The 26,866-nt window shown below is 50.3% G+C and carries 25 protein-coding genes and 1 riboswitch; of the genes, 20 read left to right on the top strand and 5 right to left on the bottom strand.

Going from position 1 to position 26,866, the window contains the following annotated elements:
- Window positions 1–33: 33 nt before the first annotated feature.
- From CWE09_RS08355 to CWE09_RS08335, 5 genes are all read right to left on the bottom strand, one after another.
- The gene (locus CWE09_RS08355) at window positions 34–546 is read right to left on the bottom strand and encodes a DUF6436 domain-containing protein (RefSeq protein ID WP_126803514.1); all 513 of its coding nucleotides are present in this window, start codon (window positions 544–546) and stop codon (window positions 34–36) included.
- Complete coding sequence (locus tag CWE09_RS08350) at window positions 543–2,036, bottom strand: methyl-accepting chemotaxis protein (protein WP_126803513.1); 1,494 nt, start codon at window positions 2,034–2,036, stop codon at window positions 543–545. The genes CWE09_RS08355 and CWE09_RS08350 overlap by 4 nt, the downstream gene beginning before the upstream one ends.
- A 216-nt stretch (window positions 2,037–2,252) precedes the next feature.
- Window positions 2,253–2,627: a magnesium transporter CorA family protein gene (locus CWE09_RS08345; RefSeq protein WP_126803512.1), complete on the bottom strand. Its 375-nt coding sequence runs from the start codon at window positions 2,625–2,627 to the stop codon at window positions 2,253–2,255.
- Window positions 2,628–2,689: 62 nt separating this feature from the next.
- Window positions 2,690–3,559: an undecaprenyl-diphosphate phosphatase gene (locus CWE09_RS08340; RefSeq protein ID WP_126803511.1), complete on the bottom strand. Its 870-nt coding sequence runs from the start codon at window positions 3,557–3,559 to the stop codon at window positions 2,690–2,692.
- Between the two features lie 3 nt (window positions 3,560–3,562).
- Complete coding sequence (locus CWE09_RS08335) at window positions 3,563–4,810, bottom strand: adenosine deaminase family protein (RefSeq protein ID WP_126803510.1); 1,248 nt, start codon at window positions 4,808–4,810, stop codon at window positions 3,563–3,565.
- Between the two features lie 182 nt (window positions 4,811–4,992).
- Between CWE09_RS08335 and CWE09_RS08330 the strand changes: the two genes are divergently transcribed.
- The 20 genes from CWE09_RS08330 (at window position 4,993) to CWE09_RS08235 (ending at window position 26,828) form a co-directional block, all read left to right on the top strand.
- Window positions 4,993–5,616 (top strand): thymidine kinase, encoded by a 624-nt coding sequence (locus CWE09_RS08330; protein ID WP_126803947.1) that lies wholly within the window; start codon window positions 4,993–4,995, stop codon window positions 5,614–5,616.
- Window positions 5,613–6,782: an efflux RND transporter periplasmic adaptor subunit gene (locus CWE09_RS08325; RefSeq protein ID WP_126803509.1), complete on the top strand. Its 1,170-nt coding sequence runs from the start codon at window positions 5,613–5,615 to the stop codon at window positions 6,780–6,782. Before CWE09_RS08330 ends, CWE09_RS08325 begins: the two co-directional genes overlap by 4 nt.
- Window positions 6,783–8,732, top strand: a complete 1,950-nt coding sequence (locus tag CWE09_RS08320; protein ID WP_126803508.1) for a MacB family efflux pump subunit — start codon at window positions 6,783–6,785, stop codon at window positions 8,730–8,732.
- A gap of 134 nt (window positions 8,733–8,866) precedes the next feature.
- Window positions 8,867–8,956, top strand: a riboswitch (cyclic di-GMP riboswitch).
- A gap of 143 nt (window positions 8,957–9,099) precedes the next feature.
- A complete protein-coding gene (locus CWE09_RS08315; protein WP_126803507.1) occupies window positions 9,100–9,558 on the top strand; it encodes a Csu type fimbrial protein in 459 nt (152 codons plus the stop codon).
- Window positions 9,558–10,304, top strand: coding sequence for a fimbrial biogenesis chaperone (locus tag CWE09_RS08310; protein ID WP_126803506.1), 747 nt, complete (start codon window positions 9,558–9,560; stop codon window positions 10,302–10,304). Before CWE09_RS08315 ends, CWE09_RS08310 begins: the two co-directional genes overlap by 1 nt.
- Window positions 10,305–10,356: 52 nt before the next feature.
- A complete protein-coding gene (locus tag CWE09_RS08305; protein WP_198679680.1) occupies window positions 10,357–12,969 on the top strand; it encodes a fimbria/pilus outer membrane usher protein in 2,613 nt (870 codons plus the stop codon).
- A gap of 26 nt (window positions 12,970–12,995) precedes the next feature.
- A complete protein-coding gene (locus tag CWE09_RS08300; RefSeq protein ID WP_126803504.1) occupies window positions 12,996–13,433 on the top strand; it encodes a Csu type fimbrial protein in 438 nt (145 codons plus the stop codon).
- Between the two features lie 111 nt (window positions 13,434–13,544).
- On the top strand, window positions 13,545–14,597 hold the full coding sequence (gene pyrC, locus CWE09_RS08295; RefSeq protein WP_126803503.1) for a dihydroorotase: 1,053 nt from the start codon (window positions 13,545–13,547) through the stop codon (window positions 14,595–14,597).
- 39 nt (window positions 14,598–14,636) lie between these two features.
- Window positions 14,637–16,241 (top strand): methyl-accepting chemotaxis protein, encoded by a 1,605-nt coding sequence (locus CWE09_RS08290; protein ID WP_126803502.1) that lies wholly within the window; start codon window positions 14,637–14,639, stop codon window positions 16,239–16,241.
- A gap of 213 nt (window positions 16,242–16,454) precedes the next feature.
- Window positions 16,455–17,426: a hypothetical protein gene (locus tag CWE09_RS08285; RefSeq protein ID WP_126803501.1), complete on the top strand. Its 972-nt coding sequence runs from the start codon at window positions 16,455–16,457 to the stop codon at window positions 17,424–17,426.
- A complete protein-coding gene (locus CWE09_RS08280; RefSeq protein ID WP_126803500.1) occupies window positions 17,423–18,040 on the top strand; it encodes a PilN domain-containing protein in 618 nt (205 codons plus the stop codon). Before CWE09_RS08285 ends, CWE09_RS08280 begins: the two co-directional genes overlap by 4 nt.
- The gene (locus CWE09_RS08275) at window positions 18,037–18,699 is read left to right on the top strand and encodes a hypothetical protein (RefSeq protein WP_126803499.1); all 663 of its coding nucleotides are present in this window, start codon (window positions 18,037–18,039) and stop codon (window positions 18,697–18,699) included. The genes CWE09_RS08280 and CWE09_RS08275 overlap by 4 nt, the downstream gene beginning before the upstream one ends.
- Window positions 18,692–19,027 (top strand): Type II secretory pathway component, encoded by a 336-nt coding sequence (locus CWE09_RS08270; RefSeq protein WP_126803498.1) that lies wholly within the window; start codon window positions 18,692–18,694, stop codon window positions 19,025–19,027. The genes CWE09_RS08275 and CWE09_RS08270 overlap by 8 nt, the downstream gene beginning before the upstream one ends.
- Window positions 19,024–20,694 (top strand): pilus (MSHA type) biogenesis protein MshL, encoded by a 1,671-nt coding sequence (gene mshL / locus CWE09_RS08265; protein ID WP_126803497.1) that lies wholly within the window; start codon window positions 19,024–19,026, stop codon window positions 20,692–20,694. Before CWE09_RS08270 ends, mshL begins: the two co-directional genes overlap by 4 nt.
- A gap of 1 nt (window position 20,695) precedes the next feature.
- Window positions 20,696–21,604 (top strand): ExeA family protein, encoded by a 909-nt coding sequence (locus CWE09_RS08260; RefSeq protein ID WP_126803496.1) that lies wholly within the window; start codon window positions 20,696–20,698, stop codon window positions 21,602–21,604.
- Window positions 21,601–22,605: a tetratricopeptide repeat protein gene (locus CWE09_RS08255; protein WP_198679678.1), complete on the top strand. Its 1,005-nt coding sequence runs from the start codon at window positions 21,601–21,603 to the stop codon at window positions 22,603–22,605. Before CWE09_RS08260 ends, CWE09_RS08255 begins: the two co-directional genes overlap by 4 nt.
- Window position 22,606: 1 nt before the next feature.
- Complete coding sequence (locus tag CWE09_RS08250) at window positions 22,607–24,358, top strand: GspE/PulE family protein (RefSeq protein ID WP_126803494.1); 1,752 nt, start codon at window positions 22,607–22,609, stop codon at window positions 24,356–24,358.
- Entirely contained in the window at window positions 24,351–25,571 is a 1,221-nt protein-coding gene (locus CWE09_RS08245) for a type II secretion system F family protein (RefSeq protein WP_126803493.1), read from the top strand. The genes CWE09_RS08250 and CWE09_RS08245 overlap by 8 nt, the downstream gene beginning before the upstream one ends.
- Before the next feature lies 1 nt (window position 25,572).
- Complete coding sequence (locus CWE09_RS08240; protein WP_126803492.1) at window positions 25,573–26,106, top strand: hypothetical protein; 534 nt, start codon at window positions 25,573–25,575, stop codon at window positions 26,104–26,106.
- Between the two features lie 107 nt (window positions 26,107–26,213).
- On the top strand, window positions 26,214–26,828 hold the full coding sequence (locus tag CWE09_RS08235; protein ID WP_126803491.1) for a prepilin-type N-terminal cleavage/methylation domain-containing protein: 615 nt from the start codon (window positions 26,214–26,216) through the stop codon (window positions 26,826–26,828).
- Window positions 26,829–26,866: the final 38 nt, after the last annotated feature.

Genomic DNA, 26,866 nt, shown 5'->3' with positions numbered 1-26,866 from the left:
TGCCCGGCAATATACCTGTTTTTTATTTATATTTCATTGCAGACAACGGCAGGATTTTACCAGGCCATTCAGCCAGCCTCCCGCTAAACGGGTGGTTCCCTTTAAAACATCGCTTATCAGGCTGTCGTCAACCGCGCAGAAAGGACCTGTGGCGTAGGGGCCGGCATAGAGCAGCTCCTGGCCCTGAAAAATCAGCGCCATTGGTGTCGCCGGCACCCGGAAGCCAGCCTGTTCAACCTGCTCCGGCGTTATCCGGTGCTGCTGTATTTCATTAAGCTGGGGTTGTGCAGAAAGAACCTCGATATGAGTGTTGACGTACCTGTTACAGGAACAGTCCTTTTGCTGCACATGCACAATATGCATCTCGGTGACGTCGGATTGTGCGATGCCTAACTGAGCTAGCTGGAGCGAGGCTGGAGTGCCCAGCCATTCCTGTTCGGGGTCAAATTCGCCATAATCACTGAAGGTAAACCAGTACATGGCTAAGGTGCTGGCCACCAGCCAGATAACAATCACAGCCAGCGCCAGCCAGTGTCGGTTGTTCATAAGCTAAAGCGTTGTGCCTCAGTGGTCAGAATACGGGTGATATTCTCTAACCGCTGGGCACTTTGCGCCACCCGCTCACCCTGGTGACTTTGTTCGTGTTCCATGCCACTGAGTTCCTGTGCACTGTGTGCCATTTCGCCACTGGCGGCGCTTTGCTGATCCAGCGCATTGGCAATGGTATGGGCGGAGCTGGTTACTTGCTGAGCTTTTTCTGCAATAGCCTGCAGCCACTGGTCACTTTCATTGGCCGCCTGTAGAGTGCTGTCGAGACTGCCGAGTGAAGTTTCTACTGCCTGCACCGACTCCTCACTGGACTTAATCAGTTGATCTATAGTTTTCTTAATTTGCTCGGTAGAGCCTTGAGTTTTTCCTGCCAGGTTACGCACTTCATCAGCCACTACGGCAAAACCTCGACCCTGTTCGCCAGCACGAGCGGCTTCAATAGCGGCGTTTAAAGCCAGCAAGTTGGTCTGTTCAGCGATATTTTCGATAACCTGAAGCACGGTTTTAATCTGCTCTGTAGAGCCGGCCATGTCGGTGACTTTTTCTTTTGACTTAGTCAGCTGCTGAGATAGTTGCTGCACCAGATGCTGAGTCTGAGTAACCGACGACTTGCCTGAAGTGGCGGCTTTCTCTGACTCCTCTGAGGCTTCCAGTACCTGCTGCGCCAGTTGGTTGGTTTGCACTATGTTGTGGGACATCTGTTCAGTGGCCGCTGCAATGCTTTCCACTTCTTTCAATTTTTGCTTCATGCCAGAAGACAAGTCGTCGCCCTGAACTAACATGTCGTGGGCTTCTTCTTTGATCGCGTTTATGGACTGTTCAATTTTGCTTACCGACTGGTGCAGCGTCTGCAGGGTTTCATTAAACTGCTTTAGCAATGGGGAATTCATTTCCGGACAACGGGTACTGAGCACTATTTTACCGTCTGCAGTGACCAGGTTTTGAGTGACGTCAAAGAAAGCCTGACTAATCTGGGCTTCGCGCAGACTGGAACGGCAGATCAGCACAAGTGCGATGCTTTCCACCACCACAAAGGCGGCGTGAATCATAACTATGGTTAGGGTGGCGTCACTTTCAGGCACCAGATAAACACCGGCGCCGCTACTTTGCAGGTACATGAAAAGCAGGTGATGCACAGCAATCACGGCCGCAGCTACCAAAATCACCAGCCAATCCCGAAAAGCAATTAATACAGCCAGCAACACAAAAATACCAAAATGAATTTCTGTCATGCCCATAGACTGATGGATATGCAAAGCGGCAAATAACATAAAGCTGATGCCAAAACTGATTCTGGCGAGCTGATGGTCACCGAGCAGACGATATAACAGGAGTGGAATTACGGCCGCAGGCAGCCCAATGAGTAGCACCTCGATCCAGGTTGAATGCCAGGGAGCCAGTAGCAATGCGAAAATAAATAAACCGACATTGAGGATGCCCATAATGCGAAACGCAGAAGCCCGGAAGCTAAGGGAGGTAATATTCATGGGTACTCCTTGAGTTTTATATGCAAAATATATAAAACCGAAAATGCTTAAATTATTGACGACAGAGGTAAACTGTATGCCTGGTCGTTCGATAAACAGAGTTGCAATGTTTATCGGTTGTACAGAGCAGATCACGTTTGCCGCTCTATAATAGAGAGAAAGTGTAGTTATGGATCACTTTGGATACTTTGCTGCATTGAACCTGCTCGGGTGAAATCAGGCTCTGATAGATAACATGCTGCCGGGCGGCAATTGTTCGCCGTTTTGTCGCTCGCTGGCCTCACGAAAGAGCTCCGCGCGTTGTTCCAGCAGGCTAGCCAGTTCTTCTTGTTGTTCGTCATTCAGGGTTTCCAGACTTTCCAGATCTTCAATTTCTTCTTCAATGCGCTCAAGAGTTTCCAGATCCACACCCATGCGCGCCAGTAATGTCAGACGTTCTGCTTCTTCAAGAAAAGTTTCACCAGCAGTGCGGTTTGGGTTGCGCAGCTCTTGCACGGCAGGCGGCTCGGTGCTGCTAAACGTAATGCGTTCGTTCTCTGTGGGCTGCTGCGAAGAGCTGGCAGCAGCTTTGCTTGCGATAGAATCCAACATGGCGACCTCTTCATTCATCTGTATTACGAATGAATAAGCAGGAAGCGTGCCAGAATCTATTGTCAGACAATCGTGGTATCGAGAAAACCAAACAGAACCAGCGCCGCCATGCCCCATAAATAAAACGAGAAAATTTTAAGTTTGGCGCGGTAGAGGAAAAACAGCACCGCTTTAAGGGCGACAATGCCAACCAGGGCAGAAACCACAAAGGCAACGGCAAGCGCTGTCCAATTGAGGTCGGTAAAACCACCTAACCGCACTACATCAATGCCCTGTACCAGGGTCGCAGCCATGATGGTGGGTATTGCTAAAAAGAAGCTGTATTCAGCGGCCCAGCGCCGTTTTAAACCTGAGAACAGGGCAAAGGTGATGGTCATCCCGCTACGGCTTAAACCTGGTATTAGCGCAAAACCCTGGGCGACACCGATAATAGTGGCAATGCGTGGATTGAGATCACGCAAACCATAGGGTCGGCGCTTCAGACCATCCGTCCACCACAGCAAAATACCGGTGAGGGTGAGTGTGCCAGCGACCAGAATGGGGGTGGCGAAGACATGTTCAATGCTGAGTTTGAGGGTCAAACCCACTACAGCAGTGGCCAGCACAGAGAGCATGCACAAAAGGGCCATGCGCAGGTACAGTAACTCGCCGTAAGTGCCTTTTTTTTGCGAAGCCCACTGCCAGGAGTGGTTAGTTATACCGCTGACTACCTTTTTCAGGCTGGGCCAGAAGACCACCACAATGGAAACCAGTGTGCCAACATGGACCACCAGATCAAAGAAGATCATTTCCGCACTTTCTGGAGGTGGCAGGTTATGACCCTGCTGTATCATCCAGTGTTGAGTGAGTACCAGGTGAGCCGTAGAGCTCACCGGCAGGAACATGAAAACTCCCTGTACTATGCCAAGTACAACGGCAATCCAGATAGCCATGGGTTAAATGAATCCGTACTTGTGTGCGACTTTGTCAAAGTACTCCAGAGTCTGTTTAGCGTAAGCACGTTTTTGCAGATAATCACCTGGAAAGAAGTTTTTCTTAAAACCATAAGCGACAATATCTTTCAGGCGCTTTAAGGGCACATCAAAGGTATCCAGCGCCAGCTTGTACTCGTTGCTCACGGTAGTACGTGACACCAGGCGGTTATCCGTACAGATAATAGTGGCCAGCCGGTTCTCCAGCATGTGGCCAAAATTGTGATTCTTTAGTTCGCCAATGGCCGGGTTGGTCTGCATATTACTGGTCAGGCAGACTTCTACCGCTATGCGTCGATCTGCTATAAAAGAAGCCAGGTTATTGGCATATTGAGCTTTGTCTTCAATCTCAGGGGCTTCTATCATCTCTGGAGAGAACAGTGAGTAGCCATGACCAAGCCGGTCAGCAAAGCATTGCGTCAGTGCTTCATAAATGCTCTCTGCACCGTAAGCTTCACCCGCATGCACGGTTTTGAGCAGGAAGTTTCGGTGGGCGTATTCATAGACTTCTTTAAACTTGTGCGCGGGGTAGCCAATTTCCTGACCTGCGATATCCAGGCCGACAATCGGAAGGCCTTGCTCGTCACGCACTCTTACGCTGGCGCGTACCAGTTCCATAGCGGCGACTTTAATGACATCAATAGGTTTGTGGTCACTGAGTAACTGGAACATGTGCGTGTAGTAAGGAGAAAATCCCTTGTTGCCAAACATACGCATGGCACAGTTGATAATGCCGTAGTGAAAAGGTGGTTTGCCTTCTTGTTTGACGGACGGGCCGTTATTGTATTCTTTTTGCGCCCGTTTCAGACCATCGTTCACTGCATGCATGACTTTATCAAAGGTGACGCCTTTAGCCGGATCCATGAGCAATTGAGGCGCGAAGCGCACTTCAATGTAATTAACCCCTTCTTCGAGGTTATCTATAGCCAGCTCATAGGAAGCCTGCTCAAGGCTCTCTAAATCGCGCAATACAGCGCAGGTGTACTGGAAACCATTGAGGTATTCGCCCAGGTTCTGGTAGTTTTCTTTAAATACTTTGTCGTACAGGCCATCTACGGTATACGAGGGTAGCTCAATTTTATTTTGCTTCGCCATCGCAATAAGACTATCTGGGCGCAGGCTACCATCCAGGTGCAGGTGCAAATCAGCTTTAGGCATTTCGCGGATGAAATCGAGTGAATACTTAGAGTGAGCAGTAGTAGATGCTGACATAGGGGGCGTTACTCCAGAAACTAAGGCGAATGTGACGCGTTATTTTATCAGAAAATTAGCCTTGTTGGGGCGCTGGAACTAAATCGTAACAATTTATTTTTGCTACTGGTTTTTAGCTCCGGGATTGCGCATTATGCAACTTACCTTTTTGCGTGAAATTTACTGAGTTCTGGCTGTACCTGATGGCGTCTTTATACTTTACCTATTCGGCAATGAATGCTGGCAAAAGCACCTCTTTGCTGCAGGTCGCCCATAATTACGAAGAACGCGGGCAGCAGGTGCTGCTATTAACGCCTGCGACTGATACGCGAGGCGGACAGGGTCGCATTCATTCTCGCCTCGGACTTTACCGCGATGCGGCGACCTTTAGCGTTAACTCTGATCTCTATCGGCTTATTGAAACCGAGCATAAGGAGCAGCGCTTAGATTGCGTGCTGCTGGATGAAGCTCAGTTTCTAAGTGAACAGCAGGCCTGGGCTCTCGCCCGGGTCTGTGATTACCTGCGCATTCCGGTGATGTGTTACGGCATCCGAACCGATGCTTTTGGTCAGGCTTTTGCCGGCAGCGCAGTGTTGCTGGCTATCGCCGATAAATTAATTGAAATGAAAACGATATGTCATTGTGGACGCAAAGCCACCATGTCACTGCGTGTTGATGAACAGGGCAATGCAGTAGGCTCTGGCGAACAAATTGCGATTGGCGGTAACGAAAAATATGTTTCCTGCTGTCGTAAACACTGGTTTCAGGCTTTACAGGAAGCCGGTGTACAACCTTCCTTACTTGAGCAGGCGGTAACTAAAGAATGAAAGGCAATATAAAACCCTTAGTGCATCAACGGGGTGCTGGTTTATTGTGGATCCTGACCATCCTGGTCCTGATTATTGTATTAGTCGCTACTATCTATTGGTGGACCAACCGTGACGATGGTAGTGGACACCTTAATTATGCGCATGCTGAGATTCGCGATATTCAGTTACTGGTAACGGCAACTGGGCGCTTGCAGCCCCGCGATTATGTGGATGTTGGGGCGCAGGTATCAGGCCAGCTGGAAAGCTTACATGTAGAGGTCGGAGACAAAGTGCAGCGTGGTGATTTACTGGCCGAAATAGACGCGACTTTATTGGAAGCTCAGTTAGATTCCAGCCGTGCCCAGCTGCGTAACCAGTTGGCTATACGTAAAGAAAGGGAAGCGTCACTGGAGCTGGCACGTTTTAATTATGAACGGCAACAGCGACTCCAGGTTGACCGGGCTACCGCAGAAGAGTTGGTGCAAACCGCTCACGCTGAAGTGCAAAAGGCGGAAGCTCAGGTTGAGTCTATTGAAGCACAAATCGAGCAAACTCAATCGGGTCTGCGAGCCGATGAGGCGAATCTGAATTATACCCGTATTTTTGCGCCTATGGACGGCACTATTGTCAGCATCCCGGCGCGTCGGGGGCAAACTCTCAATGCCACGCAAACTACACCAACGATCCTGACCATCGCCGACCTGACTGAAATGACCGTGGAAGCCCAGGTGTCCGAGGCCGATATCAGCCGTTTAAAAATAGGCATGCCAGTATATTTTACTACTATGGGCAACCGACAACAGCGCTGGGAAAGCAAACTGAGACTGATTGAACCCACTCCGGAAGTGGAAAATAACGTGGTGCTATATAACGCGTTATTTGAAGTGCCGAATACAGACGGCGTTTTGATGAAAGAAATGACAACCCAGGTATTTTTTGTCATTGATGCCGCCCATGATGTGGTGGCAGTGCCTTCTGCTGCAGTGCAGCGTGACGCAGAAGGGCCTTATGTTGAGGTACGTCGTGAGGCTGGCAATATAGGTAAAGTCCGTGTTGACCCGGGTCTTACAGACAGGGTGCATGTGGAAATCAAAAGCGGACTGGAAGCTGGCGATGAGGTTGTATTGCCGATTCGTTCCGCAGGTGCCGGAGCGCCTGCCGGTAGCCGCGGCCCCCGGGGCTAAATGATGACTACAGAAACTAACTCGAGGCCCTTAATCAGTCTGCGCGGCCTGACTAAAAGTTATCAGACCGGTGAACTGGTTACCCAGGTTTTGCATGGTGTTGATCTGGATATTGAAGCGGGTGAGTTTGTCGCCATTATGGGCAGCTCGGGGTCGGGTAAGTCGACCCTGATGAATATCCTGGGATGTCTGGATAAACCGACTACTGGCGACTACTGGTTTCGCGGTCACTCCGTTGCCAAACTTAACCATGACCAACTGGCGGCCTTACGTCGTGACGCTTTTGGTTTTGTGTTTCAGAATTATAATTTGCTGGCGGCGGCCGATGCTGTGGGCAATGTAGAATTACCCGCTGTTTATTCGGGTACACCGGCGCATGAACGGCACCAGCGTGCTTGCGAACTTTTGCAGCAACTGGGGTTGGGTGATCGACTGGACCACCGGCCGGGTCAGTTATCCGGTGGTCAGCAACAACGGGTTTCTGTGGCCCGGGCGCTGATGAATGGCGGCGATATTATTCTTGCCGATGAACCTACCGGCGCGCTGGACAGCCAAAGCGGCAAAGACGTTATGGAAATTCTGGCGCAGTTGTCTGCGGCAGGGCATACGGTGATTCTAATTACCCATGATCCTGAAGTCGCAGAGCATGCCGATCGTTTGATTGAAATTAAAGACGGCCATGTAGTCAGCGATACGCGCAAAGCAGTGCAGACCTCAAAAGCTGCCCCTAAAAAAACACCGCCGCGGGGCAAAGCCAGCTTATTGAATGATCTTGGCGAAGCTTTTACTACCGCAGGGCGTTCACTACGGTCCAATATTTTTCGTACCATGCTCACCTTGCTTGGCATTGTAATCGGAGTCGCTTCGGTTATTTCTATGCTGGCGATAGGCCAGGGCGCGCAACAGGAAGTTGTAGATCGCATTGGAGCTATGGGCAGTAATTTGCTGACCGTATTTCCCGGAGCTCCCAATCAACGCGGCCGCTGGAACGTAGCTACTTTGGTGCCGGAAGATGTGGATGCTATTCAGGAGATTCCCAATGTGCTCACAGCAGTACCTGAACTGACGGGTAACCAAACCTTGCGCCGGGCGGGTTTTGATCAGGAAGCTCAGATCAATGCCACCTACTCCAGCTTTCCCTTAGCCCGTCAGTGGCAGGTGAGTGAAGGCAGCTTCTTTACCGAGGAAGACGAAGCTTTATTCACCACAGTTGCGGTAATTGGAAAAACTGTGGCTCAGCAGATGTTCCCGCAAACTGACCCTTTAGGTGAGTTTTTGCTGATCAATAATGTCTTGTTCAGGGTTATTGGCGTGATGGAAGAACGGGGTGCCTCGCCCTGGGGGCAGGACCAGGACGACGTGGTTTTTGTGCCTTTCAGTACAGGTTCACTGCGACTCTTCGGTCAACGTTTTGTGCGCAATGTCACTGTGGCAATAGACAACACTGACTTTATGCACGAAACCCATCAGCAGGTGCACCAATTGCTGCTGGAGCGCCATGGTGTGGAAGATTTCACCATACGTAACATGGCTTCCATTATTGAAGCGCAGACAGAAACCGAAAATACGATGACGTTGCTATTGGGTGTCATTGCGGTTATCTCCCTTGTGGTCGGCGGCATAGGTGTGATGAATATCATGCTGGTTAGTGTGACTGAACGCACCCGCGAAATTGGTGTACGTATGGCAACAGGTGCCCGACGCCTGCACATTATGCAGCAGTTTCTGATTGAAGCACTGACGGTTTCACTGCTGGGCGGTTTACTGGGCGTGATCATAGGGGTGGGGGCCACGGCTATTATCGCCAGCCTGGGCACCAGTGTGCATTATGCATTATTGCCTGTTGTACTGGCTTTCTCCTGTGCTTTCCTTACCGGGCTGATTTTCGGTTATCTGCCAGCGCGCAAAGCATCGCGTCTGGACCCGGTGCAGGCTCTGTCCAGCGAGTGATCTAAAGCGAGGTGGCGAGGGCGGAAAATATACTTTGCGTAAAGTAACTGGTTGCTTTATAGTCGAATCTGACAGCAATGTTAAAAAATAGATAAGAATTGCTGGTAACGTCAATCTGTACTGGGCGTTACGCATTATTGAAAGGGCAAACCCATCGAAAGGTGGGGACGCAAAGCTACCTGTCTAAGGAATGGTTACCATTCTATGATCGAGGGGACGCCACACTTCGAATTACCTAGTCGTCGACCTGGCTTTTCCCTTTGTTCGGTTACCTCCTCTTTATAAACAGCCATGCTGCAAGCTTTCAATGCTGTTCTTAACTTATAAGTAATATGTGGGAACAGGATTCTCACAAGGAGAAGCAACCATGAAAAAAATAGCACTCATAACCGCCATGGCGGCAGCAAGTACCTTAAGTCTGGCAGTTCAGGCTGAAAACACCGCTGATTTTGATATCACTGTGGAAATTGCAGAAAGCTGTGAAGTCTCTGCGATTCCCATGCTCTTTGAGGATGTCAATCCAAACGAAGGTGTAACTGGCGATGACGGTAACGGCACTCTTACTGTTACCTGTACCAATGGTACTGACTATACGATCGAGCTTGCATACGGTGAACTGACTCACGACACAGATGGCACTGCTACGCTTGCCTATAATTTATATAGCGACCAGGCACTTGCGGAAGTCTGGAACGAAACGGAAGTCGAGGCAGGTACCGGAGACGGTCTGGAGCAGACTTTTGATGTCTTTGCTGGTGTAGATGCTGACCCTGAGATACTGGTTGGTACTTATCAGGGTACTGTAGCAGTTACTGTTGTATTCTAATGAAAACTGCATACGAAGCACAGCAGGTGGATAGTATCCGCCTGCTTTTTTGTAGTTGTTTGGGTGTTATAGCCCTCTTCCTTTTTATGCTGCCTGCGCAGGCCAGCAGTTTTTCCGTGAAACCGATACGGGTGCAATTATCTGCCGACCGTCCGGTATTCGCATTGCAGGTGACCAATAGCAGTAGTCAGCCGGTTTCTATTCAGCTGGATGCCAGAAAGTGGACCCAGCAGGATAATGAAGACATCTATAGTGAAACCACCGAGATTCTGGCGGTACCGCCGATTTTCACCATAAATGGTGGCGAGACACAAACTGTGCGGGTAGGCATGCGTCGAACACCGGACCAAAATACTGAATTGAGTTACCGTCTATATTTGCGCGAATTACCGGCTGAGGATAGGAGCGCGGGTATAAAAATGGCGTTAAATATTGGTGTGCCGGTATTTATCCGGCCCCTGGATAGTCCTGCTAAGCACGCTTTGCAATGGGCTGCTGGCGAAAATTCAGCGGGCGAACCTGTTATTAACGCTACCAACAATGGCAGCGGTCATGCACAGGTGACCGCTTTAAACATGATGTCTGGTGAACAGGAATTTACCCGCACTATGAATACTTATGTATTGCCGGGTGCCACCCGGCAGTGGGCATTACCGCCTGACTTTATGGATACCAGTGCCAGCGGACTGGAGCTGAAAGCGAGAGTAAATGGGAAAGACCAGTCAAGCCTCATTTCGCTCGACTAACCATTACCAGACAGTGCGAGCTATATTAAGCTGTTGTCTGGCAGCGCTTCTTATGCTGTTTAGCCCGAGCCAGGCCGTTGCCCAAACTGCTGAAGATTCAATCAGCGGTATGCGCCTAGGTGAGTGGCAGGACAGAACCCGTCTGGTGATAGAAGGCACCCCAGGAATGAGTGCGGAAATTCAACATGGGGGCTCTGCAACCGATCTCTCATTGGTGTTTCGTTTTCCGCAACAACACAATTTTCCTGACTGGCTGGATGACGTCATTCCCGATGGGCATCCGGCTATTCAAGATGTTCAGATCACCAGCCTTGACAATGAGAGTGCACACGTTCGCTTCACTTTTCATACAGCGGTCTCCCTTAATATTTTTGATTTACGCCCTATGGAGGGTTTTGACTTTCGCCTGGTGCTTGATTTTTATGAGCTGGCGGTTGTCACCAATGAGCAGTGGCTGGACGTATTCATTAACGATCGGGGAGGTTTTGGCACTGTATTAGCTTTAACTACGCTTGAGCACGATGTGCTGGTGGCGGGTAATGATCTGCAGCGCTGGAGAATATCTTTGCCGGATAATTACTATATTCAGCAGTATGGGCAGGATTTTTATTCGTTACGCGGACTGGATCTTAGCTACCGCATTAACCCTCGCCAGCTGCGACTGAATATTCAGGTCTCTCCTTCTCATTTTGAGCGCCTGCAGATGCGCGGGCATGAACGGGAAAGGCCGCAGCTGAGTCAGGCCAGTCCTGGCGTCTTTCTGAACTATGATCTCAATGCTGTAGAGCGCGAAGATGATGTTAGTGCATCGGGCCTGTTTGAGCTGGGCGTATTTAATGGTTGGGGCAGTGGTTCTAACCGGATGTTGGCGCGTAACCAGTCAGACTTTCATGAGCAAGAGGTTATTCGTCTGGATACACAGTGGCGTAAAGATAACCCTGACCATATGACTACGCTGGTGCTTGGCGACAGTGTCAGTCGATCGGCCGGCTGGAGCCGTTCTGCACGATTTGCAGGTGTCCAGTGGGGCACTAATTTTAACACCCAGCCACAATTACTGACCATGCCAAGCCTGAGCTTTGTTGGGGAAGCGGTGGAGCCTTCAACTGTAGATCTCTTCATTAACGATGCACTGCGTTTTCGCAGGCAGGTGCCCGCGGGACCATTCACTATAGACGACTTACCTGCTATGACAGGTTACGGCGAAGCACGTATGGTCGTCAGGGATATTCTGGGGCGTGAGCAGGTTGTTCAACAGAATTACTTTGCTAATCGTCGCTTGTTAAGAGCTGGGTTACAGGATTATTCAGCAGAACTGGGTTTTATCCGCCGCGACTATGGCCTGAGCAGCAACGATTACGGCCAGCCGCTGTTTAGCGGCCTGCATCGCTATGGTGTGAGTAATTACTTCACCTCAGAAATGCACACTCAGCTGACTGAGGATCTCCAGTTGGCAGGGGCGGGAGGAACTTTAGTCGCCCCCTGGAACAGTTTGTTGCACGCAGCCGTAGCTACTAGTTACTCAGAGGGTAATGCCGGGCAGTTATACAGTGCCGGAATCCAGCATCAGCGCAGGCGCTTTAATCTGGGCGTTGACGTTGAGTTTGCCAGTGAGGACTTTCAGCGGCTGGGTAACCTGGCTTTGCGGTCGGTTCCTGCAAGACAACTGCGCGCTTTTAGCAGTGTTACTGTTGGCCGCGCTGGTTCGCTGCAGCTTTCTTTAACCCAACAACAGTTTCGTGATCGCAACGACATTGAATTTGTGAATGCAAGCTACAGCGTTCGTATGTATCGCTTTCTAAACCTGCGATTGGCTGCCTTGCACTATCTGGATACCGATGATACACGCTTTACTCTTTCACTTAATGTGCCGCTGGGCTGGCAGCGCACCAGTGCTAGTGTAGCCATGCAACAGAGCGAAAATTATACGAGAGGTTCAGCTCAGTTGCAGCGTAACTTGCCGCGCGGAACTGGCTTCGGTTATCGCTTACGCAGCGGACTTGGCGATAACGACTCAAGTCAGGCAAATCTGCAGTATCAGAATGACTATGGGCAGTACCGCCTGGATGTCGATCAGCGGGGTGATAACACTTCGACCCGGGCTGGATTACGCGGAGCCTTTACTTTAATCGAAGGGCATTTGTCAGCAAGCAGACCGGTGACTGGCAGCTTTGCACTGGTGCAATTGCCGGACTTTCCTGATGTAAGGATATACGCTGATAATCAGCAAGTGGCTCGCACGAACAGCAAAGGCAATGCGATGATACCCCGGTTGCGCGCTTATCAGCGTAATCGTATCAGTATTGAACAGGCTGATTTGCCATTGAATGCCAATATTGAAAGCCTGACACGCGAAGTTGCACCTTATTATCGTAGCGGTATAACTATTGATTTTCCGGTAAGTCTGTCACGCGATGCTTTTTTCCGCGTCATATTGCCGGATGGGCAACCGGCTCCTATAGGTGCAGTGGCTATTGCTTCCGTTAATAATAAACGCTTTACGATTGGCCACCGGGGTGAGGTATTTATGACTGATCTTGGGGAAGAAAATGAAGTCAGGGTTTACTGGCAGCAGCAGCACTGTGAATTCAAAATACAGGTACCGCAAAGTGATGAACCTATTCTCGATTTGGGCACAGTCATTTGTGAACCTCGTCTTGAGTAAATGCCTGGTCAAAGGAGGCTCGGGAAATGCAAATTAAGATTGCTTCGTCCACGGTTCTATTGACCGCGTTGTTGACATCCATGAGCGTGCAGGCTGAATGTAACCTGAGCGCCCAGAGTATTAATTTTGGTAGTTATGATGTATTCGATACCGCTGCGACAGAGAGCACCGGTCAGATTACGGTAACCTGCACGAGCAGCACAGAATATTCGTTGCTGCTGAGTGCTGGCAGTGGCAGTTATTCGGCACGGACCATGCAGGCCAACGGCGAGAATCTCATTTATAATCTGTATACAGATGTGGCTTATAGCCAGATATGGGGTGATGGCAGTGATGTCTCTGTAATTGTTAGTGGCAATACGGCAGGAACTGAGGTCCATGATGTGTTCGGGCGCATTCCTGCGCGGCAGAATGCAACACCGGCTTTTTACAACGATGTTATTACCGTGACTCTTGAGTTTTAAGCGGAACCCCGTGCTGGCACTATTACGCGAGTAATGAGCGCAGTTGGCTGCACTTTGCTGTACAATGAGCGGCGATTTTAAAGTCGACTTGCTCTACAACAGGAGAGTGTTATGGATACGCTAAGTATAACCCGCCCGGATGACTGGCACTTGCATCTGCGCGATGGCCCTTTGCTTGCAGGCACCGTCGCTGCCAGCTCGCGTCAGTTTGGACGGGCTGTTGTGATGCCCAATCTGGTACCGCCAGTAACTTCAGTTGAGCTCGCGTTGGCTTATCGTCAGCGTATTATGGCTGCGGTCCCGGAAGAATACGCTTTTCAACCTTTGATGGCGCTTTACCTCACTCAACAAACGACAGTCGCCGATATCAGAGCGGCCGCCGCTGAAGAGGCGGTTATTGGTTTTAAGCTTTATCCGGCAGGGGCTACTACGAACTCCGCCTCTGGGGTAACCGATGTCAGTCAGTTGACTGAAGTGCTGAGTGCCATGGCGGATTTGGGTGTGCCTTTGCTAGTGCATGGCGAAGTTACCGAGCCGGATATTGATATCTTTGACCGTGAGCAGGTATTTATTGACCGTTACCTGGTTGATATTCATGCTCAACATCCTCGGCTCAAGCTGATTCTGGAACATATCACCACTAAAAACGCGGTTGATTTTGTCATGGGTTGCAATGAAAACGTGGCCGCTACTATCACACCCCAACATCTGCTGATGAACCGCAATGACATATTAGTAGGTGGTATCCGGCCCCATAATTACTGCCTGCCTATATTAAAGAGACGCCAGCATCAGTTAGCATTGCAGCAAGCGGCTATTAGTGGCAATCCGAAATTTTTCCTGGGCACAGATTCGGCGCCGCACTCACAGGATAAAAAAGAAAATGCCTGTGGTTGTGCCGGCTGCTATTCGGCCCCGGCTGCTCTTGAACTCTATGCTCAAATATTCAATGAACTGGGTGCGCTGGATAAGCTGGAAGATTTTGCCAGCCATTTTGGGGCTGACTTTTATGGTTATCCCCGCGCTACTGAAAAAGTTACGTTGCGTCGTGAGAGCTGGCAGGTACCAGAAAAAGTAAGTATCGCGAAGCAGGATTTTGTACCTTATTGGGCGGGCGAGACTTTAGCCTGGCGATTTGCAGCCGATAATACCTTATCAGATTGATAACATGCACTATCAGGGTGCTTTTTAAAGGAAAAACCAATGAAGTTAGTGCATAAGATGATGATCGCGTTTGCGGCAGTAATTGCGATTATGGTGGTACTTATTGCTTCTGTATTTACCAGTTTGGGGGAAGGACAAAGGGCAATCTCCGAAGTGGATAGGACCTACAGAATTCTAATTCAGAGCAATAATGCTCTGCGTCAGCTGGTTAATATTGAAACTGGACAACGTGGTTATGTGATTGCTGGTAATGACGAATTTTTAGGGCCGTATAACAGTGGTCAGCGGGAGTTCGATGAAGCCTATCGCGAGCTGCGTAATCTGACGTCCGATTCGGAGGTGCAGCAGCGGCTGTTGGGGCAAATAAACACTGCTTATCAAGAATGGTTAGATACAGCCGTCACTCCCGCTATTCAGATCCGCCGGCAACAGGGAGAAGAGGCTGCGAATGCATTTATTTCCGAACAGCGTGGTATGGCGTTGATGAATGATATCCGCAATCTGTTCGAGCGTTTTGAAACGCGCGAAGTAACCTTGGTTGCTGAGCGTCAGCAGACTGCCTCAGCACAGTCTTCCTTCACCCGTAATCTTATGCTCTTAGGTGGATTACTGGTTGCTGGCGTGGCGGTAGCTGCCGCCGGGCTGATTAAACGTCAGTTGGAGCAGCGCCTTGACGAAGCGGTGGGTGTGGCTTCAGGCATTGCTGACGGTAACCTGGCAATGCATATTGATGAAGACGGCAAGGATGAAGTCGCTGTGTTGTTATCGGCGATGAGCAATATGCAGACTCAGCTACGTCAGATGATGACCGAAATCAGCCAGGCGGCAGGCGAGCTTAATACGGCTAGCCAGTCCGTTTCCAGCACTGCTGAGCAGTTATCGACGACCTCAAATGAGCAGTCCAGTTCGTCAGGTTCTATTGCGGCCTCAGTGCAGGAGCTCAGTGCCAGTATTCAGCACGTTGCTGATAATGCGGAAGAAGCCGGTCGTATAGCAACTTCTTCTGGTGAAGAAACGCGCAACAGCGCCGAGGTGGTTGAGCAGACGGTACAAAGCATGGAGCGTATTGCGCGAGTTGTGCGCCGGGCTTCTGATGAGGTTATTGAGCTGGGTGTACAGTCGGAGCAGATCTCATCCATAGTTAATACCATTAAAGGCATTGCGGATCAGACCAACTTACTGGCCCTGAACGCAGCCATTGAAGCGGCTCGTGCCGGTGAACAGGGACGAGGCTTCTCAGTGGTAGCCGACGAAGTTCGCTCTTTAGCGAAACGCACCAGCGAATCCACAGATGAAATCTCAGGCATGGTTGCCAAAATTCAGAAGGGTACTCAGGACGCCGTCGAAGAAATGGAAAATGGCGTTTCAGAGGTAGATAAAGGGCGTCAGCTGGGTGAGCAGACAAGCGCGGCCATATCTACTATTCGCGATAACTTCAATAAAGTAGTCGCTGTAGTACAGGATATTTCAGGTGCGCTGCATGAACAGAATGAAGCGAGCAATGAAGTATCTCGCCATGTGGAGCGGTTTGCCGATGGTGCTCAGCAGAACAAAGAGGCTACTGAGCATACAAGCTCTACCGCACATCAACTTCAGGCGCTGTCACAGCAACTGGACGCAGCAGTGAAGCGTTTCCGCCTGTAAGCGAGCAAACCTATTGTTAAAAGCCAGCCTTTGCGCTGGCTTTTTTATGCGTGTTTAAAAATATATGTTGTGGCTCATTGAATAATTGTTTAAATAGCTAGCATGGGCTATGACACCTGCTAGAGTAGTAAAATGAAGTAATTTAGCGCGCAATTCGTTACAATTACAAACAAAATAAATAATAAACTCGCTGTATCAGGGAACGAAAAAATCATGCTTGACGCCTTTCAGCGCTTTTTTAAACGCCGACAGTCTAAACATCTGCTTGCTATCGCCTTGCGCCATGGTCGCGTTAACTTATTGATAACGCGCCGGACCAGTGCTGCTGCAGACATTGATGAGGATCATCTGGTCGTAAATGACGAACAGAAAGTTGAAGCTGGAGATTACGCGGCGGCTATACGAATTTTACTGGCGCGTTACGAGAAGCTGAATTTGCGTAAAGCACCAGTGCAGATTGTTTTAGGTCCCAAGTTAGTGCACCAGGTTAGTATGGAACGGCCACAGCTCGAAGATAATGAAATTGCGGCGTCCCTGCACTGGTCACTGAAAGAGTTGGTGGATATTCCAGCGAACGATGTTGTGGCAGATTATTATGATCCCGCTATTCAGGTATCAGGCCGCGATAAAATTCATGTAGTAGCGGTACAAAAAAGCTGGTTACAGAAAGTTTTGTTGCCCGTTAATGAGGCAAAGCTGGATATCCAGGGAATCATCAATGAAGATTTAGCCCTGACCCAATTGTTTCCCGAGCAGCAGGCTCCGTTGGTTTTATTATCTCAATATGGACAGGAGCAGGCTCAACTGCTGTTGATTGCCAGACAAAAACTTATTGTTAGTCGGCAGTTAAAACCCTTGATTAGCCTTAAACAACCAGCTGATGTCGCTATAGATACTTATGAAACCGACATGCTGGCGCTGGAATTACAGCGTTCATTGGATTATTACAGTGGCCAGCTACGTCAGCCCGCGTTACAGCATGTGCAACTGGCGATGCCTGGTTCCCATCAGTCGGATGTCGCAAAAGTGCTGACTGAAAGTCTTTCTCTGAAGGTTGATATTTTTACTTATCCTGGCTGGGCAAGTGAACTCGCCGCTGGTGATTTCAGCGATCTGGCTGCCATGGCGGGTGTCATGTGGCTCAATAATGAGTTGTTTGGACGGCATGACGAGGTTAGCTCATGAAACATAGTATTAACCTCTATACCGATGCCCTGCGCCCTGTCAGAGAATTGGTGACTCTGGCGAGGGTTGCTGCTCTGGTGGCTTTGTTGCTGTTGATAATGTTGATACTACGTGGCAGTTATGCCTGGCAGGAGCAGCGGCTGAGTTCGGAGCAACGTCAATTGGAAGCACAGCTGACGGAGCAGCGCGTGGAGCTGACTCAGTTGGCGCGGCAGCAAAGTGCACAAAGGGTGCAACCTGAGCTGCAGCAACGTGTTGATAATTTGCAGCAGCAACTTGATTTGCAGCAGGCGCTGGCTCGTGAGCTGGAGTCACGGGGGGGATTCAGCCAGGCAAATTACGCTCGTATATTGCGTGACCTTAGTGCTATCCATCAACCGGATTTGTGGCTGACCCATATTGAAAAAGATCAGGGGCGGCTGGTTTTGCGTGGGCAAACCCTTAGTTCAGCCAATTTACCGCGCTGGATGAGTCGCTTTGATCAGGTAGAAAGTTTACGAGGCCATCAGTTTGCAGTGGTGGCGCTGGAGCGAGATGATAGTGATGTCATTCAGTTTGAGCTGCGTAGTCAACGACAAACGTCGTCTGTTCGTCTGCCAGGAGAACGTCCATGAAGATATGGGAACAGGCAAATAACTGGTTTAGTGCACGCGAACGTCGTGAAAAAATCCTGCTTGGTTTAGCAGTGCTACTTGTTATCTGGTTATCCGTTTTACATTTTTCAATTTCACCTGCGCAGCTGCGGGTGGAACAAAAGCAACAACAGGTACAGCGCAGTAGCGGCGAACTAAGCATGCTCAGTGAGGAAATAAACCAATTAGAAACCCTGTTGCAACGGGATCCCAATGCTGAACTTTATCAGCGGGAAGCTGAACTGGAAGCACGTCAGGTACGTCTGGAAGAGCGCATGAGTCGTTCAGCACGAATTATGACTTCAGGAGCCAGCGTAGGCTGGCTGCAGGCGTTACTGGAAGAAAACGAAAACATCCAGATTACTCATTTCGATACTCTGCAGGCTGAGCCAGTGCTGGGTGTCTCCGAGCGTGAAGGACTGGAAAGTGAGGCGGGCTCCATGAACCTGTATCAACACCACGTTGAATTGACCCTGGTTGGTGAATACCATGCAATCCGTGATTACGTGGAACGCATACAGGGCCTGCCTTATAACTACTACTGGAAAACTCTTAAGTACGAGGTCGCGGATTATCCCCGGGCTCAGATCACCATCACTTTGTATGCTCTGAGCACTAGTAAGGAGTTTATCGGTGTATAAATATAGCGTATTACTTTTGGGATTATTGTTTTGCGGTCTGCCTGCAACGGCACAGGACGCTGATCCGACGCGCCCACCAGTGGCTACAACGAAGCAGCGAGCTGAAACAGCTCAGGCGCCTGAGCTGACGTTAGCAAGTATCTGGTACCAGCAAGGTAATAGCAGGGCGCGTATTAATGAAGAAAGCTACCGGATAGGTGATACAGTGGAAGGATACAGAATCACAGATATCGAAGCTAACCGGGTCCATCTGGAACGAGATGGCAGGCAGTTGTTTTTGTCGGTGTTTGGATCGCAACGCATAGTTAACGGGGAGCAGAATCCATGAACAAAACAGTCGTTAGCCTGCTGTTTAGCGTTTCGCTTGTGACTGGTTTAAGTGGTTGTATTACTAAACCGGATGACGAACTGGCGCGTGATGCCGGACGCATGTTGACCCCAGGTCAGGCACAGTCCGCGTCAGATGCAGAAGAGCAAGCGCAGATGCAAGTCCCTGACGGGGTACGTCAGCAGTTACGAGCCGGTGCTGGCGGTTTATCTGATGAAGCCAGAGCATTACTGGCTGAACCACGTTTTTCAGTACAGGCACGGGACATCGATGCCCGCGACTTTTTTGCCCAATTGACGGAACAAACGCCATACAGCATGGTTTTGCACCCTGAGGTTAGTGGCACTATCAGTATGAGTCTGAACGATGTCACACTGGCCGACGCCTTACAGGTCGCTGAGGATATCTATGGTTATGATATTCGGCGCCAGGGCCGTATTTACCGCGTTTATCCGGCGGATATGCGCACAGAAACCATGCAGGTCAACTACCTCGCGTTGAAGCGCTACGGCACCTCTCAAACCAGTATCAGTTCTGGTGGTGTTGCCCAAATGGGGCAGCAGGGACAACGCGGTGGCCAGCAATTAGGAGCGGGTATGCAGGGCGGTATGCCAGGCATGCCAATGGGCCAGGCCGGTGCTATTGGTGGCGGTCAGATGAACCGTGCCGGACAAAGTGGTACTGAGATCAGTACCAGTTCGGAAACGGATTTTTGGGAAGAGTTAAAAGGTGCTCTGGCCGGTGTTGTTGGCGAAGGTGAAGGACGTCGCATTTCAGTGTCACCGCAGGCGGGACTGGTTACCGTTCGGGCTTTCCCCGGTGAAATACGCGCAGCCCGTGACTTTTTAGATTCTGCACAACAGAACTTGCAGCGCCAGGTGATTCTGGAAGCCCGTATAGTTGAAGTCTCCTTAAACGATCAATATGAGCAGGGCGTTGACTGGTCACGTATTACCAGTCGTCTTGGCGATGGCCTGACTGAAGTAAGCTTCGGTGGTGGCGGTAACATCGGTGGCGCATTTAGCGCTTCTTTTAATAATCAGACTTTTGACGGCATGTTGCAGATGTTGTCCACGCAGGGTAATGTGCAGGTACTTTCCAGTCCTCGGGTTACTGCGACTAACAACCAGAAAGCAGTGATTAAAATTGGCGAGGATGAGTATTTTGTCACTGATGTGTCGACAACAACCATCACGGGGACCGCAACCACCTCAACGCCTAACGTGCAGTTAACACCGTTTTTTTCCGGTATTGCACTGGATGTCACCCCGCAAATCGGTGAAGACGGCGATGTGATTTTGCATGTGCATCCGTCGGTCACTGAAACCACGGAACAAATGAAAACCATTACCCTGAATGAGGAGCGCCTGGTGCTGCCTTTGGCGCAAAGCAATATCCGTGAAACCGATACTATTATTCGTGCCCGCAACGGCGAGGTGGTGGTCATCGGGGGGCTGATGCAGACTTCTTATACGGATGTCGAAAGCAAAGTTCCGATTCTGGGCGACATACCGATTCTGGGTGCCCTGTTTTCTCAGCGTACTCAGCGTGAGCAGAAAAAAGAGCTGGTGATTATGTTGCGTCCTATCGTTGTCGGGGCCGATACCTGGCGGGAAGAATTAGAGCGCTCAAATCACTTGCTACAAGACTGGTACGGCGTTAACTGATATGTACCTGTATCACTATGGTATGCATGAGCTGCCATTTACGCTAACGCCGAATACGTCGTTCTATTGTGGTTTACATGGCCATGATGAAGCGCTGGAGGTGCTGTTAACCGCACTTAAGACTGGCGAAGGTTTTATAAAGGTCACGGGTGAGGTAGGAACTGGCAAAACCCTGTTATGCCGTAAACTACTGAACGAACTGCCAGATCACTTTGTGACTGCTTATGTACCCAACCCTTACTTGACCCCTGGCGAGTTGCGTCAGGCCGTTGCTATGGAGTTAGGTGTAGGTCGCGCCAGTCTGGCTGACCAGCAACAACTAACGCACCAACTGGAACAGCAGTTACTGGAAATAAACCGTCGCGGCCGTACCGTAGTATTAATTCTGGATGAAGCACAGGCGCTGCCTCAGGAAAGTCTGGAAGCGCTGCGTTTGTTGTCCAATCTGGAAACCGAGTCGCGTAAGCTGGTGCATCTGGTGTTATTCGGCCAACCTGAACTGGACGAGCGCCTGGCGGGAAAAGATCTGCGCCAGTTACGGCAGCGCATCGGTTTCTCCTACAAGCTGCAAGCGTTGACGGAAGATCAGGTAGCTCATTACGTGAGTCACCGATTGCATGTGGCGGGTTACAAAGGTCCGGCGCTGTTTAGCCGGCGTGGACTGAAATTGCTACATAAGGCCAGCCGTGGTGTGCCCCGGCTGGTTAATGTGTTGTGCCATAAGTCGTTAATGCTGGGGTATGGCATGGGTAAGCATTCTATCGATCATAAAATGGTCCGCGCGGCCGTCCGTGACACCGAAGACGCTTCGCCGACGGGGCTGAGCCATCAGTGGTGGTTGGCCGCTGGTGTGGTCTTTGCGGGGGGCCTGGCGAGTGCAGCCTGGGCTTTAGGATGGAGCGGCTCTTGAGTATTATTAACCAGACCTTAAAAGAACTGGATAAGCGACAGCAGTCAGGTTCGCAAAATGTGCGGCCGGAGTTATATAGAGCACCGGCTGCCAACTGGTCGCTACGTATTCTGATTGTGCTGCTCGCAATGTTGCTCGGCGGTGGAGTTATGTACTGGGTACAGCAGGGAGTGGGTGCTGACGCTGTGAACTCAACTGCAGAACCTGAATTAAGTGTCTCGCCGGTGCCGGTGATTCCTGTTGTAAGCGAGATTGAACAGGAAGAAACACCTCAGGAGTCTGCACCCAAAGCCGCAGAGAGTGTACCGGTGGCTGTGGTTGAACCGGTAGCAACAGAATCGAATAGTAAAACTGAGAGTGTGGCAGCTGCAGAGTCGCCGGATGAGAGCTCCGCACAGGGTAAAATGTCCATTCAACGGGTAGAAAGGGACGCGCCGGAACTGGCAGAACGAAAACTCATGCAGGCACTGGAGTATCTTGAGCAAGGGCAGGGTCGTCGAGCCGAACAGTTATTGCAGGAAGCGCTGACTCTGCAGCCAGGAAATGTAACTGCACGACAGCAGTTAGCTGCTTATTATTATGGGCGGGGTTTTAATTCCCAGGCAATCAGCCTGCTCCGTGAAGGACTGGTGCTTAGTCCTGGTAATAGTCGGTTATTGCTGCTTAAAGCTCGTATTTACGAAGCGTCGGAGCGCCCGGACGATGCCCTGCGCATGATGCGCAATCGCACTTTTGCATTGCCCGAAGATGCTGATTTATTAGTGTTACGGGCGGCGTTAGCAAATGATGCCGGAGACTATGAGACTGCCGCCGATAGTTACGGGCAGCTATTAGAATGGCGTCCTCAGCAAGGCAGTTGGTGGCTGGGTCTGGCCTTAGCGAAAGACTATCTGGACCAAAATGAGGCTGCAGTGAACGCTTATCAACAAGCACTACAAGATCCGAACCTGACTGGTGACAGTCGTCAGTTTGCACGACAACGTCTGGGGGTACTGCAATAATATGAGTCAACGTCCACGTTTACGGATGCGCCTGGGTGACCTTTTGGTGCATGAAGGCATTTTAACTGAAAACCAGGTTGAGCACGCGCTACAGGAACAAAAACGTAGTGGTCGTAAACTCGGTGATGTTTTTGTTGATCTTGGTTATTTGAAAGAGCAGCGACTGCTGGAGTTTCTGGCGCATCAGCTCAACCTTGACTTAATTGATCTGGGTGAACGTCGCCTCGACGCCAATATAGCTCGCCTTCTACCTGAAGTTCAGGCGCGGCGGCATCGTGCGCTCATATTGGAAGCCTCTGAATCAAGAGCCCTGGTGGGCATGAGCGACCCGGCTGATCTGGCGGCTATTGATGCAATCACGGGGTTATTATCCCCTCGCGAAGTCGACATAGCGGTGGTGCCTGAAAGTCAGTTATTCGAAGCCTTTGATAACCTGTATCGACGCACTCAGGAAATTGAGCAGTTTGCCAGTCAGTTGCAGGAAGAGCACCAACAGGGCGAAGAGTTTGATTTAGGGGCGTTAACCCTGGATGAAGAAGGCAGCGACGTTACCGTGGCCCGTTTACTGCAGTCAATTTTTGCGGATGCGGTGCAGATTCGAGCTTCAGATATTCATATTGAACCGGACGAAAAAGGCCTGCGTATCCGGCAACGCATAGATGGTCTGCTGCAGGAAAATCTGCTTGAAGAGCGGGGTATTGCGGCGGCGCTGGTGCTGCGATTGAAACTGATGGCAGGACTGGATATTTCGGAAAAACGGTTGCCTCAGGATGGCCGCTTTCAGATGGAAGTGCGTAAACACAAAATAGATGTACGGGTCTCCACCATGCCAGTGCAGCATGGCGAAGCCTGTGTTATGCGTTTACTGGATCAGTCTTCTGGTTTACTAACCCTGGAAAAAACAGGTATGCCAGCGACAATCATGCGGCGCATCCGACGACAGATCAGGCGGCCTCATGGCATGTTGCTCATCACGGGGCCAACCGGGTCGGGTAAAACCACGACCCTGTACGGTATTTTGAATGAGTTGAATCAGCCAGAGAAGAAAATAATTACGGTAGAAGATCCGGTGGAGTATCGTTTACCGCGTATTTCACAGGTGCAGGTTAACAGCAAAATAGGGCTTAACTTTGCCAATGTGCTGCGCACCACATTGCGTCAGGATCCGGATATTATTATGATCGGTGAAATGCGCGATAAAGAAACTGTCGAAATAGGCCTGCGAGGCTCCATTACCGGCCATTTAGTGTTGTCCACACTACATACCAATGATGCGATTACCAGCGCTATGCGCTTAATTGATATGGGGGCGCCTTCGTACCTGGTGGCAAGTGCCTTGCGGGCCATAGTAGCGCAGCGTCTAATCCGGCGTAACTGCGATAATTGCAATACCAGCAAGCAGCCGGACGCCTCTGAGCTCGCGCTGCTTAAGACTATCAGCCCGATCGACTTTACAGAGGTGAAGTTTCAGCAGGGTAAAGGTTGTCAGCGTTGCAACTATACCGGTTACCGGGGACGTATCGGCGTGTTTGAATTGCTCGAGCTGGATGCTGACATGATAGACGCCTTGCGCGCCAACGATACCCACGCTTTTGCCACGGCGGCGAAAAATAATCCAGATTTTGTACCCCTGGCGGAAGCGGCGCTGAAGTACGCATTGCAGGGGGTGACATCGGTGGAAGAGGTGCTGACCCTGGCTGAAGGGTTGGAGGCATTGCCTGATGACGTGGAACCTGAGGTAGCTGATGGCTGAGTTCGCGTATCGGGGACGTGATACCAAAGGAGCTCTGATAAAAGGGGCGCTGCAGGCTGCCGACGAGAATGCTGCGGCTGAGCAATTGTTACGTCGTGGCGTGACTCCGCTGGATATTGTCCCTCATAAAGCGAGTTTTCAATTTGACTGGCAACAGCTCTTACAGCCGAAAGTCAGTCTGACCGAACTGATTATTTTTGTACGCCAGATGTATTCTCTAACTAAAGCCGGCATTCCTATGTTGCGGGCGATGGAAGGATTGGCAGAACACACCAGTAATAAAACCCTGCGCAAGGCGTTGCAGGACATCACGGAGCAGCTCGAACGCGGCCGCAGTATGGCGGCTGCAATGGATGATCATAAACGGGTTTTTCCGCGCCTGGTTATTGCCGTGGTGCACGTGGGCGAAAATACCGGTCAGCTCGAAGAGAGTTTTGGCCAGTTAATTGAATATCTGGAAGGCGAGCAGGAAACCCGTAAGCGCATTAAGTCGGCAACTCGCTATCCATTGTTTGTGATTATTACTCTGGCTATCGCTGTGGTCGTGCTGAATATTTTTGTTATTCCGACTTTTGCCGAAATGTTTCGCAATTTCGCCGTCGACTTGCCGTTAAGCACAAGGGTGCTGATTGCCAGTTCTGCTTTTTTTGTCAACTTCTGGTGGGCGTTACTGCTGGCTATTGGCGCTGGTGTGTGGCTGGTGCGTTATTGGTTGAAAGGCGATGCGGCCAGGCAGCGCTGGGACCGTTGGAAGTTAAAGGTTCCTGCGATCGGCAGTATTCTGGAGCGTTCCATGCTGGCACGTTTTTGCCGTAGTTTTGCGGTGATGTTGAGGGCGGGGGTACCGCTGACCCAGGCATTAACGCTGGTTTCTGATGCGGTCGACAATGCTTATATGAAGAGTCGAATCAGAACCATGCGTAAAGGCATTGAAGGCGGTGAAACGTTACTGAGAGTCAGTAAAGGGTCAGAACTGTTCACGCCATTAGTATTGCAAATGGTGGCAGTAGGTGAAGATACTGGTAGCCTGGAGGAGTCTTTGCTTGATGCCGCTGAACATTATGAGCGGGAAGTGGATTACGATCTGAAAAACCTGACCTCTAAACTGGAGCCTATTCTGATTGCCTGCGTGGCGGGCATAGTCTTGTTGCTGGCGATGGGGATTTTCCAGCCAATGTGGAATATGATGTCGGCATATCAGGGCAGTGCCTGATATGAAGGCAAAACGGCGGCCCTCAAAACAGCCTTTGTTTACGCACAGAAAGGCTGCGCTTTTCTGGGTTGGGGCGATAGCCGCGTTATTAATTATTCTGTTATTGATGCGCCAGGCATTGAATATTCTGGGCGATGGCGGTCAGTACTGGAAAGAAACTGAACTGAATACGGCCATCAGCCGTTTTAATAATACAGTGGCTCTTGCCCATGCTGAGTGGATACGTCAGGGGCGGGCCGCAAATATTGAACTGGAAGTCGGAGAAGGCCCGGATCAAAAACCTATAGTGCTCAGAATGTCAGAATACGGGTGGCCTTTGCCGACAGGGGCAGAGGCTATGAATGACCAGCAGTGCCTGGCGTTGTGGCAGGAGTTACTGGCTGATCTTCGTTTACAGCTGAAATTGACAGCAGATTGGCAGAGTACTGGCGCAAAGCACTGGCGGGGCGACTGTAACTTTTATAACAACCGGCAACTGAAGTTTATTTATAGTTTGCATAATGGGCAGCTGTTGCACGTGAATATACAAAACTAGGCTGAAAGTATTAAGGCAAAGGTGACAGTAGCCCTGGGGCGCACTAAATGCTAAATTTTCTAAACATAATAATGTGTAGGCTGTTAGGCCTTCTCAGGAGAGTAAACGTGAAAACAGGAATTGCGAAGCAGAGAGGTTTTACCCTGATAGAACTGATCATCGTGGTGGTGATTTTAGGGCTACTGGCCGCCGCCGCGCTTCCGCGTTTTACCAATATTGCTGCGGATGCAGAAGATGCCTCGCTGGAAGGCGTTGCGGGTGGTTTTACCAGCGCTGTGGGCATAGTTCGAGGCCAATGGGAGCTGGACGGTCGTCCTCGCGGTAATGACAGCTCTGGCGCAGGTGCTACCGTTAATATTGATGATATTCCCGTTTATGTCGACGGTGACCGCGGTTATCCGGTCAGCGCTATGCGCGACCAGGCCCATGACGGTGATGTAACTCCGGAAGACTGCCGTTCGCTATTTGACGCTATTTTGCAGGGTGCGCCCACCAGTACGACTGATTTCAGCCGTATTGATCGGGATCGTTTTTACGTCGCAACCAGCTCCACCACCGCCACCAATGGTGATACAATAAGCCTGTGTGTGTATTATCAGGCGACAACACTGAAAAATTTAGCCAGCGCCCCGGGCGGGGCTGATTACAGTAGCGTAGGCAATAATTTTGTATATAATCCGCGCACTGGTAATGTAACAGTTTATAATAACCGCAATAATTAATTTCGTTTTACAATTTAAGACTACAAATGTAGTTGGGG

It is taken from the genome of Aliidiomarina minuta (assembly GCF_003987145.1).
Lineage (GTDB): Bacteria > Pseudomonadota > Gammaproteobacteria > Enterobacterales > Alteromonadaceae > Aliidiomarina > Aliidiomarina minuta.
The sequence above is the reverse complement of the archived record's forward strand: the minus strand, read 5'-3'. Positions and strand labels throughout refer to the sequence as shown.

Excerpts from the sequence above, each read along its gene's own strand:
- CWE09_RS08310 (WP_126803506.1), top strand. The coding sequence starts at position 9,558 with ATGAAAACTGCATACGAAGCACAGCAGGTGGATAGTATCCGCCTGCTT.
- CWE09_RS08260 (WP_126803496.1), top strand. The coding sequence starts at position 20,696 with ATGTACCTGTATCACTATGGTATGCATGAGCTGCCATTTACGCTAACG.
- pyrC (WP_126803503.1), top strand. The coding sequence starts at position 13,545 with ATGGATACGCTAAGTATAACCCGCCCGGATGACTGGCACTTGCATCTG.
- CWE09_RS08340 (WP_126803511.1), bottom strand. The coding sequence starts at position 3,559 with ATGGCTATCTGGATTGCCGTTGTACTTGGCATAGTACAGGGAGTTTTC.
- CWE09_RS08325 (WP_126803509.1), top strand. The coding sequence starts at position 5,613 with ATGAAAGGCAATATAAAACCCTTAGTGCATCAACGGGGTGCTGGTTTA.
- CWE09_RS08240 (WP_126803492.1), top strand. The coding sequence starts at position 25,573 with ATGAAGGCAAAACGGCGGCCCTCAAAACAGCCTTTGTTTACGCACAGA.
- CWE09_RS08250 (WP_126803494.1), top strand. The coding sequence starts at position 22,607 with ATGAGTCAACGTCCACGTTTACGGATGCGCCTGGGTGACCTTTTGGTG.
- CWE09_RS08330 (WP_126803947.1), top strand. The coding sequence starts at position 4,993 with ATGGCGTCTTTATACTTTACCTATTCGGCAATGAATGCTGGCAAAAGC.
- CWE09_RS08300 (WP_126803504.1), top strand. The coding sequence starts at position 12,996 with ATGCAAATTAAGATTGCTTCGTCCACGGTTCTATTGACCGCGTTGTTG.
- CWE09_RS08345 (WP_126803512.1), bottom strand. The coding sequence starts at position 2,627 with ATGTTGGATTCTATCGCAAGCAAAGCTGCTGCCAGCTCTTCGCAGCAG.
- CWE09_RS08350 (WP_126803513.1), bottom strand. The coding sequence starts at position 2,036 with ATGAATATTACCTCCCTTAGCTTCCGGGCTTCTGCGTTTCGCATTATG.
- CWE09_RS08315 (WP_126803507.1), top strand. The coding sequence starts at position 9,100 with ATGAAAAAAATAGCACTCATAACCGCCATGGCGGCAGCAAGTACCTTA.
- CWE09_RS08275 (WP_126803499.1), top strand. The coding sequence starts at position 18,037 with ATGAAGATATGGGAACAGGCAAATAACTGGTTTAGTGCACGCGAACGT.
- CWE09_RS08355 (WP_126803514.1), bottom strand. The coding sequence starts at position 546 with ATGAACAACCGACACTGGCTGGCGCTGGCTGTGATTGTTATCTGGCTG.
- CWE09_RS08335 (WP_126803510.1), bottom strand. The coding sequence starts at position 4,810 with ATGTCAGCATCTACTACTGCTCACTCTAAGTATTCACTCGATTTCATC.
- CWE09_RS08290 (WP_126803502.1), top strand. The coding sequence starts at position 14,637 with ATGAAGTTAGTGCATAAGATGATGATCGCGTTTGCGGCAGTAATTGCG.
- CWE09_RS08320 (WP_126803508.1), top strand. The coding sequence starts at position 6,783 with ATGATGACTACAGAAACTAACTCGAGGCCCTTAATCAGTCTGCGCGGC.
- CWE09_RS08285 (WP_126803501.1), top strand. The coding sequence starts at position 16,455 with ATGCTTGACGCCTTTCAGCGCTTTTTTAAACGCCGACAGTCTAAACAT.
- CWE09_RS08305 (WP_198679680.1), top strand. The coding sequence starts at position 10,357 with ATGCTGTTTAGCCCGAGCCAGGCCGTTGCCCAAACTGCTGAAGATTCA.
- CWE09_RS08245 (WP_126803493.1), top strand. The coding sequence starts at position 24,351 with ATGGCTGAGTTCGCGTATCGGGGACGTGATACCAAAGGAGCTCTGATA.
- mshL (WP_126803497.1), top strand. The coding sequence starts at position 19,024 with ATGAACAAAACAGTCGTTAGCCTGCTGTTTAGCGTTTCGCTTGTGACT.
- CWE09_RS08280 (WP_126803500.1), top strand. The coding sequence starts at position 17,423 with ATGAAACATAGTATTAACCTCTATACCGATGCCCTGCGCCCTGTCAGA.